Here is a 10,516-nt window from a genome sequence, read left to right as displayed (position 1 = left end):
TAAGCCTCTCAGCGCCGATGGTACTGCGCGGGCCACTGCGTGGGAGAGTAGGACGTCGCCGGACACACCACTACAGTCAAGGCCGTCCCGGGGCACCCCCCGGAACGGCCTTCACTGCATTCCCCCCCATTCCACCCCCAAAGCAGCGCCAGGACGCACCCGCCACCACCGGGACGACCCGGCGCTCCCTACGTTTATAGCTCCAACTGATTTAGGTAGGTAGGCATGGCTGAATACGGATCGCGTCCTTCCCGACCCTCCGGCTCCGGAGCACGTGGCGGCGGCGCCCCCAGTTCCGGCGGCGGCCGCGGGCAGGGCGCGCGCGGCGGCGACCGGACGGGTGGTGGCGACCGAGCTGGACGTGGTGATGCCCGGGGTGGCAGTTACGGACGAGCCCCCGGCGGTGGCGGTGCCGGCGGGGAGCGGCGTGCGGGCGGCTTCAGCGGTGGTTCGACTGGACGCTCGGCGCCGCGGAACGACGAGTCCCGTGGGCGCGCGTCTCATGACGACGCCCGTACTGGCGGGGACCGCAGGACGGGAGGGGATCGCGATCCAGGCGGTCGCAGCCAGAACCGGTTTGGATCTGAGCGTCCGACCTCCCGTGATTTCGCCGGGCCCCGGGCAGCTGTGGGTTCACAGCGACCCGAGCGCGGACATAATGAGCGGGCTGACTCACGGCAGGGCCGTAGCTTCGATCGCGGCGCGCCACGTGGCGGTGCGCCGACCGGACGTTCTGGCGGCCCCCATCGTGCACCTGGCGCTGGCGCCCCCCATCGTGCACCTGGCGCTGGCCGGGATAATGGCCGTCCCGACCGTCGCCCTGAGGGTGGAGCGTCGAACTGGTGGGAGCCCGGAACGGAGAGCGACAGGCCGTCCCGTGCTAGTTCGGAGCGTCATGGTTCGAGCGGTCGGCCGGAACGCAATGACTTCCCGCGGCACTCTCCGGAACCCCGTGGTGGCAGGGAGGACCGTCCGTCGCGCGAAAGTGGTAGCAATCGCTCCGGGGGATACTCCCGGCCCGGGCGTCCCAACGCTGGCGGGGCCGGCGACCACTCCGGGGCCCGTGGTGCTGCTGGCGGGGACCGGTCTTCCGCCGGCCGGCCGGCCGGCGATCGTGGGTCGTACGGGGATCGTCGAGCATCCGGTGATCGGCCAGCGTACGGAGGCCGCCCATCAGCTGGTCGTCCGTCAGGGGACCGGAGCTCGAGCGATGGCCGGTTCGAGCGCTCCTCGTCATCCGAAGTGCGGTACCCGCGTACGCCGAGCGGACCGAGTCGTGGGCGCCGGGAAGAGGTAGCCGATTACGAGTCGACTCGCGGCTCGCGCCCCACTCGCGGAACTGAGATCGCGATCCCGTCCGATGCGGACCCCAAGCTGCTCGATCCTTCGGTCCGCTCGGAGCTGCGATCGCTGAGCAAGCTCGCCGCCGAGTTCGTTGGCGGGCACCTCGTAGCCGCCGGCCAGCTCATCGACAGCGACCCCACGAGGGCACTGGAGCACGCCCGAGCGGCCCGTGGACGCGGTGCTCGTGTCGGGGCGGTCCGCGAGGCCACCGGTTTGGCGGCGTACCACGCCGGCGAGTGGGCCGAGGCGTTGTCCGAGCTTCGTGCAGCGCGCCGGATCACGGGCGATGCCAGCAATATCGCGGTGATGGCCGATTGCGAGCGGGCTCTCGGACGTCCGGAGCGGGCGCTGAAGATGCTCGAAGATCCGGTGGTGCGCAAGCTGGACCACGAGGCCCGAGCTGAGTTGCTGATCGTGGTCGCCGGAGCGCGCAGGGACATGGGGCAGCTCGATGCCGCGCTCGCGGTGTTGGAGCGCGGTGGACTTGATGTCAACCATCCGAAGCCGGGCAGCGCGCGTCTCTGGTACGCCTACGCGGACGCGCTCGCCGAGGCCGGGCGTACCCAGGACGCTATCCAGTGGTTCGGCGCGGCGGCCAAGGCCGATGTCGATGACGAGACCGACGCAGCCGACCGGGCGGCGAACCTGCTCTAGCGGTAGCCGCCGCTTCGCCGATCGTCACTGATCGGCGAAGCGGCGGATCACCATGCCCGACGCGGGTTTGGGCGTGAACAGTGTGGACTTGCGTGGCATCCGCAAACCCGCCGCGGCCACGTCGGCTACCGCCTGGACCGGGGTTGGTCGGACCAGCACCGCCGTGCCGCCGGTGGCCACCGCAGCGGCGAGGGCTTCGTCCACGTCGTGCGCGTAGCCGACGTTGTCCACAGTGTCGACCAGCTGCCACACCTGCTCTACGAGCACTCGGTGCAGCACTGTTATGTCAAGACCCCCGAGCGGCGTGTGGACGACCGCGCCCAGCGCCCCCTCTATGACCTCCGGCGCCAGCGCCGACACAAGCACTGCATGGGCTGGGGAACTGGCCAGAACCAGCGCGAAACCCTCAACGTCAGCTAGAAGGTTAGTTGCATCGGTGACGGACATCGGCTCGCTGACCGTGGCTACCGTACGGGTGTGCTCCACGAGCTGGTCCCAGGGCTGTGCCACGACGCGGTGGATGGGGTGCACCTGCGGTCCGTACGAGGAGGTGTCGACCAGCAAGGTCAGCCCGCGAGTCCACGGCCCGGAGGTGCCGGCGTGATCGGCCTGCAACTGCCGATAGGTGGCGTAGCGATGGTGCCCATCGGCGATGAGCGCGCGCCGGGACTCCAGATCAGCGGCGACGGCGGCCTGAGCGGCCGCATCCGTCACCGTCCACAGCCGGTGCGTGACTCCATCGGGAGTGCGAGCCTCACTGACGGGGCGAAGGTCTGACACCGAGGCAACCAGTTCCGAGGCCGCCCCGCCACCGTCATAGACCAGGTAGATCGGCTCGAGGTTTGCCTCGGTGGCGCTCATCAGAGCCAGCCGGTCAGACACCGGACCTGCCATGGTGTTCTCGTGCGGCAGGATCACCGCATCGTCGGGGTTCCGAAGCTCGACAGCACCCAGCAGTCCGCGGGTTGCGGCGCCGTCCGGCGTCTGCATCTCGTACACGAACAGGGCGGGCTCGTCGTCCACCGCGAGGGTGCCGTCCGCAACCCAGCCGTCGAGCAACGCCTTGGCTCCGGCGTAGCGGTCCCCACCAGCCAGCGAGGCCTCATCGTCCTCTGGAAGGATCAGACGGACGACATTGCTGGGGCTCGACTTCACGAGCCGGGCGCGGTCGGCGTCGGAGATCACGTCGTACGGCGGTGACAGCCGGGATCCGAGGTCGGCGTCAGCAACGCTGAAACGGGTCGCCCGAAAGGGTGCCAGGGACAGTCCACGCGCGGTGGTGGTTGGGTCGGTCACGGTCGCCGATGCTACGCGGACGGCTGCGCCAGCCAGTCCGAAACAGGATGGGGAACTCATGATCGGCTTGGACCAGGCGCTGGCACGGCGCTATGACGTGGCACTGCTCGACTTGGACGGCGTGGTCTACGTCGGCGAAGAAGGTGTGCCGGGCGCGCCGGCCGGTCTTGCCGCCGCTCGGGCGGCCGGGATGCGACTGGCATTCGTCACCAACAATGCCTCCCGCACTCCCGCCCAGGTCGTCGAGCTGCTGCGGCGGGTCGGCGTTCCGGCGGAGCCCGCTGAGGTCGTCACCTCCTCCCAAGCGGCGGCGCACTATCTGGCCGACCGGCTGCCTGCCGGAGCCCCGGTCCTCGTACTGGGCACAACCGGGCTGATCGAGGCGGTCACCGAGCGCGGCCTCAAGCCGGTCTTCAGCGCCGATGACGAGCCCGCCGCCGTCGTGCAGGGCTTCTTTCCCGGCATGGATTGGCACATGCTGGCGGAAGGGGCGATAGCGATCCGGCGCGGCGTGCCGTGGCTGGCCACCAACCTCGACGCGACGGTGCCATCGCCGCGTGGGCCGCTGCCCGGCAACGGATCTCTGGTCGCGGCCCTGCGGCATGCGACCGGAGTGCAACCGGCCGCGACCGGCAAGCCCGACCCGGCGATGCACGCCGAGAGCGTGGAGCGTTCCGGCGCCACGCACCCGATCGTGGTGGGCGATCGCCTGGACACAGACATAGAGGGTGCCCGCAGAGCCGGTTGCGACTCACTACTGGTGCTCAGCGGAGTAACCATGCCCGCGGGGTTGCTTGCCGCCAGCCCCGCCCATCGCCCGGACTATCTCGGCCGGGATGTCTCCGCCCTGCTCGATCGTCACCCGACGGCGCGCATGGTAGACGGCACCGCCTGCTGCGGTGCCTCGCGCGTCCGGATGGAGGACGGTGCGCTGCTGCTCGACCAGCTGGACGCCGGCGAAGGCGACGGCTTGAACCCGCTGCGGGCACTCGCCGAGGCGGCCTGGCACGTCTTCGACACCGGCTCTGTCGCACCCCGTGTCGTCGCGAGCGGTGCCGCCGCGCAGTCGGTTCTGAAGGAGCTCGGGCTCGGCTGAACAGCCGCTGTCCACCGGTCACACCCCGCGCCGTTCTTTCCCCGTCGATGCCCGATAACGAAGTTCTGTCGGATCGGGCCGGTACCGTGGTAGACGTGAGTGAATCAACACGCGCGGCGGCCCAGCGGGTCGTGCCGACCCCCGGGGCGAACGACCCGTTACCCCGGATCGCGGTAGTCGCCGCCGGTCTGGACCGCGTGGACGAGTTGCCGCTGGCCGACGCCGCAGTGACGTTCGACGAGCTGCACAACGAGCTGCAGAACGCCCTCGCCGACCTCGACCGGGCCTGAGCGCGGTCGAAGTGCGCCGACTACGCCTTGACGTCGAGCTGGTGAGACGCCAGCTGGCGCGCTCACGCGAGCAAGCCGCGGAACTGATCACCGCCGGCCGGGTTCAGGTGCGCGGCGCCACGGCTACCAAGGCTGCGACCGGAGTGGAGCACGACACTCCCATCCGGGTGCTGACCGATGGCGACGACCCGGGGTACGCCTCCCGCGGCGCCCACAAGTTGATCGGCGCGCTGGACTGCTTTCCCGAGGTGGCGATCACCGGCCGTCGCTGCCTGGACGCCGGCGCTTCGACCGGCGGCTTCACCGACGTGCTGCTGCGGCGCGGCGCGGCCGAGGTGGTCGCGGTCGACGTCGGCTACGGCCAGCTCATCTGGGTGCTGCAGTCCGATTCCAGGGTGATCGTGCGGGACCGGACCAACGTGCGCACCCTCAAGCCCGAAGACATCGGTGGACCGGCCGACGTCACCGTCGCCGACCTGTCGTTCATCTCCTTGGCGGTGGTGCTACCGGCGCTCACGGCCTGCACGTCGGAAGACCTGCTGCCCATGGTGAAACCCCAGTTCGAGGTCGGGCGTGAGCGGGTCGGACGAGGCGGGGTGGTACGTGATCCCGCTCTGCGGGCCGACGCCGTCCGGTCGGTCGCCCGCTCGGCGCGGGCGCTCGGCTGGGGGACCGCCGGCGTGGCTCGAAGCCCGCTGCCCGGCCCCAGCGGCAACGTGGAATTCTTCCTGTGGCTACGCAAGGACGCTGGCCCTGTCGACGAGGCCGCCATCGACGCGGTCACGAAGGAGGGCACGTGAGATCGGTTCTGCTCGTGGTGCACACCGGTCGCAGCGACATCCGCGACCTCGCCCGGCACGTCATCTCGCGGCTGAGCACCTTCGGCTTCGAGGTGCGCATCAAGCCAGCCGAGTGCGCCGATCTGCTCCGGGACATCGACGGCGACGACCTGGGCAACGTGACCGTCATCGACGGTTCGGACGGCGCCAAGGGCGCCGAGGTCGCATTGGTACTGGGCGGTGATGGCACCTTCCTGCGCGCGGCCGAGGACGCCCGTGAAGCCGGCATACCGCTTCTCGGAGTCAACCTCGGCCATGTCGGCTTCCTGGCCGAGACGGAACTCGATGGCCTCGACGCCACCGTGACCGCCATCGTCGAGGGCCGCTACGAGATCGAGGAGCGGTTCAGCCTCAGGATCACCGCCATGCTGGACGGCCTGGTGATCGGTGAGGACTGGGCGCTGAACGAGGCCTCGATCGAGAAGAGCTCCCGCGAGAAGCTGCTCGAGGTCGAGGTATCGGTGGATGACCGGCCGCTGCTTCGCTTCGGCTGCGATGGAGTCATCTGCGCCACGCCCACCGGTTCCACCGCCTACGCGTTCTCTGTCGGCGGCCCGATCGTGTGGCCCGATGTCGAAGCCATGCTGGTCGTGCCCAACGCCGCGCACGCGCTCTTCCAACGCCCGCTGGTGGTGGCGCCGAATTCGCAGATCGGCATCAACCTGATCGGTACCGAGCATGCCGGGGTGCTGAGCTGCGACGGCCGTCGATCACTTGATCTCCCCCCGGGCAGCCGGTTGCGCATCGAGCGCTCGAAGCAGACGGTGACCATCGCCCGGCCGCATCCGACGCCGTTCGGTGAGCGGCTCGTGGCCAAGTTCCAACTGCCGGTGCGCGGCTTCCGTGATGGTTCGCCGAACTCCCCGCGGAAGTAGCCGGTCAGATGCTTGAAGAAATCCGGATTCGCGGGCTCGGCGTCATCTCTGACGCGGTGCTCGAACTGGGTTCCGGGCTGACCGTCGTGACCGGCGAGACCGGAGCGGGCAAGACCATGGTCGTCACCGGCTTGGCGCTGCTCTTCGGTGGTCGCGCCGACACCTCCCGAATCCGGCCAGGTGTCGAATCGGCCAGCGTCGAGGGCCGGCTGCTCGTCGGTGTCGATTCCGCGGCGGCTGCGGTGGTGATGGACGCCGGCGGTGACATCGACGCCGACGGCAGCCTCGTGCTGCGCCGGGTGATCGCTGCCACCGGGCGGTCGCGCGCGGTGGCTGGTGGCGCCTCGGTTCCCGCGACCGTGTTGAGCCGGCTTGCCGAAGGCCTGCTCGCGGTACACGGGCAGAGCGACCAGCAGCGACTCACCCAGCCCGGCGAGCAGCGGCTCACGCTGGATCGATTCGCCGGACTGGACCTCACCGAGTGCCGGGCGGCCTTCGAACGATGGCGCGGTGCCGTGGCCGAACTCGAACGCCGCAAGACCGACGCCCGGGAGTTGGCCCGTGAGGCCGAGCTGCTGAGAATGGGGATCGCCGAGATCGAAGCCGTCGAGCCGCTGCCCGGTGAGGACGTCGAGCTGGCCGCTCTGGCCGGGCGACTGGAGCACGCCGACTCGCTGCGGACGGCCGCGCGCACCGCCCACGACGCGCTGCTCGGTGACCCGGACGACCCGGCCGGTGACCAGGCCGATGTGTACTCCCTGATCGCCACCGCGGGCCGCGGACTGGCGCAGGTATCGGGCACGGACGCCGAACTGGACCAGATCGAGGGACGACTGGCCGAGCTGGCCGCCTCGGCCGCGGACATCGGCAGCGAGCTGGCAAGTTACGGTGCGCGGCTGGAGTCCGACCCCGCCCGGCTCGCGGCGGTACACGAGCGCCGAGCGGCGCTGAACACCATCATCCGCAAGTACGGGGTAGACCTTGCCGCGGTGCTGGCGTGGGCCGAGCAGGCACAGCAGCGACTCGCCGACGCCGACACCTCCGACGAGGCACTCGCGGCACTGGCTTCCACCCGGGACCGGGCGGCTGCCGAGTACGCCGCCATCGCCGAGTCGGTGTCCGGTGAGCGCAGGGGTGCGGCCGAGAAGCTTTCCAGCCTCGTCACCGCCGAGTTGGCGGCGCTGGCGATGCCGGCCGCGCGGGTCGCTGTCGAGGTCCGGCACCGGCCCGCTGCCGAAACCGGACCGCACGTGCTGATCGGTGGCGTGCCGACGGGTGCCGGCCCGGACGGCATGGACGAGGTCGAGGTGACCCTGCAACCGCATCCGGACGCGCCGGCGCTACCGGTTCAGCGCGGGGCTTCCGGCGGTGAGCTCTCGCGGGTGATGCTCGCGATCGAGGTCGGCCTGGCCGGCACCGATCCGGTGCCCACCATGGTGTTCGACGAGGTGGATGCCGGAGTCGGTGGTCGAGCCGCGGTGGAGGTGGGCCGGCGCCTGGCCCGGCTCGCCGCCGATCACCAGGTCATCGTGGTCACCCACCTGGCGCAGGTCGCGGCCTTCGCCGATCGGCACCTGGTCGTCGACAAGTCGGTGGCGGCGGGGTCCGGCGGCGTGACGCGCAGCGACATCCACGCGGTGGAAGGGGAACGGCGGCTGGCGGAGCTGGCCCGGATGCTGGCCGGCGATGACACCCCGGTCGCCAGGCAGCACGCGGCCGAGCTGCTCGCCTCGGCACGCGATGCGGCACACGATGAGGATGCGGTGGTCGCCCCGGTGCCGCGCAAGCGCCGGACCGATCGGTGAGAGTGCGCGCACTGAACCGATCGGTGTGTGCGTGCGCCAGACCAATCTATGACTGCGTGCGCCGGACGAGAGCGGGTCCACCGCTGCGGTCAGTTCGGACCGGGCGGCCGATGCGACTTCGTGTCGAGGTGGTGACTCCGCGTGGCGAAGCTCGCCGGTGGCCGGCCCGGATGGCACCATCAGAGTTCATGAAGCTGGCAACGCTGCGCCCCGGGAGCAGGCGGCGGAACACCCCCCTCGCCGGGATCAGCGGTGTGGCCCGCCTGGACCGACGAACTGACCGCTTGCTGCACCGACTGAACCCCGGCGACATCGCCGTCATCGACCTCACCGACCTGGACCGCTCCACCGCGGACGCCCTGGTCGAGGCCAAGGTCGCCGCCGTGGTCAACGCCAAGCAGAGCATCTCCGGCCGCTATCCGAATCTCGGACCCGAGGTTCTCGTCGCCAACGACGTCCCGTTGCTCGATGCTGTGGGCACGGACATCTTCTCCGGGGTCAAGGAGGGCACCAAGCTCCGCCTGGACGGGCCGACGCTCTATATCGGCGAGCGGGAAGTGGCCCGGGGCGCAAGGCAGGACGTCGACACGGTCAGCGCGGCGATGCTCGAGGCCAAGGCCGGCCTGGCCACTCAGCTGGAGGCCTTCGCCTCCAGCACCGCCCAGCACATGCACCGCGAGAAGGAGCTGCTGCTCGACGGTGTCGGCCTGCCGCAGCTGCGCACGCGGTTCAAGGGCAGGCACGTCTTACTGGTCGCGAAGGGATATGACTTCAAGTCCGACCTGAAGGCGCTCAAGCACTACATCCGGGAGTTCCGTCCGGTGCTGATCGGTGTGGATGCCGGGGCGGATGTGCTCCGCGAAGCCGGTTACCAGCCCGAGGTGGTGATCGGCGAGTTGGACACCATGTCGGACACGGCCCTGCGCGAGGCCCGGGAGGTGGTCGCGCACGCCGACCACCACGGGCGGGTCATCGGCCTGCCACGGGTTCAGGACCTACGGGTGGAGCCGGTCATCTTCGCCACGTCGGGCACCAGCGAGGACGCGGCGATGCTGCTTGCCGACGCCGGTGACGCCACGCTGATCGTGACGGTGGGCATGCGAGCCACCCTGGAGGAGCTGCTCGACGCCGGCCGCGGCGGAATTGCCTCCACCGTGCTGACCCGGCTGAAGGTGGGCGGTCGGCTGGTCGACGCCAAAGCCGCGGCACAACTCTTCCAAACCCGCATCACGGCGCTGTCGGTGGTGCTGCTCGCGATCGCCGCCCTCGTCGCGATCCTCGTGGTGCTGTACGCCGGCAGTGCCAGTGCCGGCTACCTGCACCTGCTGGCCCGCGGCTGGGACAACTCCACCACTTTTCTGAGGGACCTGATCTCGTGATCTCCTTTCGCTACCACCTCATCTCGATCATCGCGATCTTTCTGGCCATCGCCCTCGGAGTCGTCGTCGGCACCAGCGCTCTCAACGGCGCGGTGGTCGGCGACCTGCGCAGCCAGGTGTCGGGCCTGAAGAAGGCCAACAGCGATGCGGCGGCCCAGAACAAGGCGCTGCGCAGCCAGGCCGGAAACGCCGATCTGCTGGCGCAGACCTTCGGCAGCAAGATCTCGGGCGCCGGTCTGGCCAAGACGCCCGTGGTGTTGCTCGGCGCGCCTGGCGCCTCGAAGCAAGTCAAGGACGGCATCGCGGCCCAGATCACCGCCGCCGGCGGCGTGGTGTCCGGCCGGGTGCAACTCGGCAAGAGCTTCACCGACCCTGCTCGCGCCAACGACATCCGCTCCCTGGCCACTTCGGGCGTCCACCCGATCGGCCTGCAGCTGCCCACGACCGAGGACGTGGGAATGCTGGCGGGCGCCCTGCTCGGCTTCGTGCTGGGCGGTAAGGGCCAGGGCTCGGACCTGACCCAGGTGCTGGCGGGGTTCAAGACCCTGGACATGCTCACCACCGAAAGCGGCACCGTGACCGCCGCCAAGGCGATCGTCCTGGTCGCGCCCGGCGCGATGGTCAAGGACAGCCCCAAGGCCACCATGCTGCTGTCCTTCTCCACCGAGCTCGGAGCCATCGCCGGTACCGCGGTCGTCGCCGGCGACGCCGCCTCCGACACCGCGGCCGGTCTGGTGGCACTGGTCAGGAACGACGCGACGGCCAAGAAGTCGGTGTCCACGGTGGACAACGCCGGTACGGCGCTCGGGCAGCTCACCGTGGCCCTCGCGACCGCCAACGCCGTCAGCGGCCACAAGGGCCACTTCGGCAGCGGCTCGGGAGCCGACGCCCTGCTGCCCGGCGTGTCCGGCTGATCCCCGGCGGACGGTGTCGGCAGC

General features: G+C 70.2%; 9 protein-coding genes. 8 read left to right on the top strand and 1 reads right to left on the bottom strand.

Features of this window, described 5'->3' with window-relative positions:
- The first annotated feature begins 1,242 nt into the window (after positions 1 to 1,242).
- Positions 1,243 to 1,998 carry a tetratricopeptide repeat protein gene (locus RM423_RS15565; protein WP_311423959.1) on the top strand — a complete coding sequence of 252 codons (756 nt, stop codon included), beginning with the start codon at positions 1,243 to 1,245 and terminating at the stop codon, positions 1,996 to 1,998.
- 24 nt (positions 1,999 to 2,022) lie between these two features.
- Here RM423_RS15565 and RM423_RS15560 read toward each other — a convergent pair whose 3' ends face one another.
- Positions 2,023 to 3,294: a DUF1015 domain-containing protein gene (locus RM423_RS15560; RefSeq protein WP_311423958.1), complete on the bottom strand. Its 1,272-nt coding sequence runs from the start codon at positions 3,292 to 3,294 to the stop codon at positions 2,023 to 2,025.
- Between the two features lie 58 nt (positions 3,295 to 3,352).
- Here RM423_RS15560 and RM423_RS15555 point away from each other — a divergent pair, with 58 nt between their 5' ends.
- From RM423_RS15555 to RM423_RS15525, 7 genes are all read left to right on the top strand, one after another.
- Positions 3,353 to 4,390, top strand: a complete 1,038-nt coding sequence (locus tag RM423_RS15555) for an HAD-IIA family hydrolase (RefSeq protein WP_311423957.1) — start codon at positions 3,353 to 3,355, stop codon at positions 4,388 to 4,390.
- 95 nt (positions 4,391 to 4,485) lie between these two features.
- Positions 4,486 to 4,680 (top strand): hypothetical protein, encoded by a 195-nt coding sequence (locus RM423_RS15550; RefSeq protein WP_311423956.1) that lies wholly within the window; start codon positions 4,486 to 4,488, stop codon positions 4,678 to 4,680.
- An 11-nt stretch (positions 4,681 to 4,691) separates the two neighbouring features.
- Positions 4,692 to 5,480, top strand: a complete 789-nt coding sequence (locus RM423_RS15545; RefSeq protein WP_311423955.1) for a TlyA family RNA methyltransferase — start codon at positions 4,692 to 4,694, stop codon at positions 5,478 to 5,480.
- A complete protein-coding gene (locus RM423_RS15540) occupies positions 5,477 to 6,394 on the top strand; it encodes an NAD kinase (protein WP_311423954.1) in 918 nt (305 codons plus the stop codon). The genes RM423_RS15545 and RM423_RS15540 overlap by 4 nt, the downstream gene beginning before the upstream one ends.
- Positions 6,395 to 6,402: 8 nt before the next feature.
- The gene (gene recN / locus RM423_RS15535; protein WP_311423953.1) at positions 6,403 to 8,199 is read left to right on the top strand and encodes a DNA repair protein RecN; all 1,797 of its coding nucleotides are present in this window, start codon (positions 6,403 to 6,405) and stop codon (positions 8,197 to 8,199) included.
- A gap of 188 nt (positions 8,200 to 8,387) precedes the next feature.
- On the top strand, positions 8,388 to 9,578 hold the full coding sequence (steA, locus tag RM423_RS15530) for a putative cytokinetic ring protein SteA (protein ID WP_311423952.1): 1,191 nt from the start codon (positions 8,388 to 8,390) through the stop codon (positions 9,576 to 9,578).
- Positions 9,575 to 10,492: a copper transporter gene (locus RM423_RS15525; RefSeq protein WP_311423951.1), complete on the top strand. Its 918-nt coding sequence runs from the start codon at positions 9,575 to 9,577 to the stop codon at positions 10,490 to 10,492. Before steA ends, RM423_RS15525 begins: the two co-directional genes overlap by 4 nt.
- Positions 10,493 to 10,516: the final 24 nt, after the last annotated feature.

The organism is Jatrophihabitans lederbergiae (genome assembly GCF_031845305.1).
GTDB lineage: Bacteria > Actinomycetota > Actinomycetes > Mycobacteriales > Jatrophihabitantaceae > Jatrophihabitans_A > Jatrophihabitans_A lederbergiae.
Note: the sequence above shows the minus strand (reverse complement) of the source record. Positions and strands in the feature narration are given on the sequence as shown.

Coding starts and splice junctions, on each gene's coding strand:
- RM423_RS15555 (WP_311423957.1), top strand. CDS start 3,353: ATGATCGGCTTGGACCAGGCGCTGGCACGGCGCTATGACGTGGCACTG.
- recN (WP_311423953.1), top strand. CDS start 6,403: ATGCTTGAAGAAATCCGGATTCGCGGGCTCGGCGTCATCTCTGACGCG.
- steA (WP_311423952.1), top strand. CDS start 8,388: ATGAAGCTGGCAACGCTGCGCCCCGGGAGCAGGCGGCGGAACACCCCC.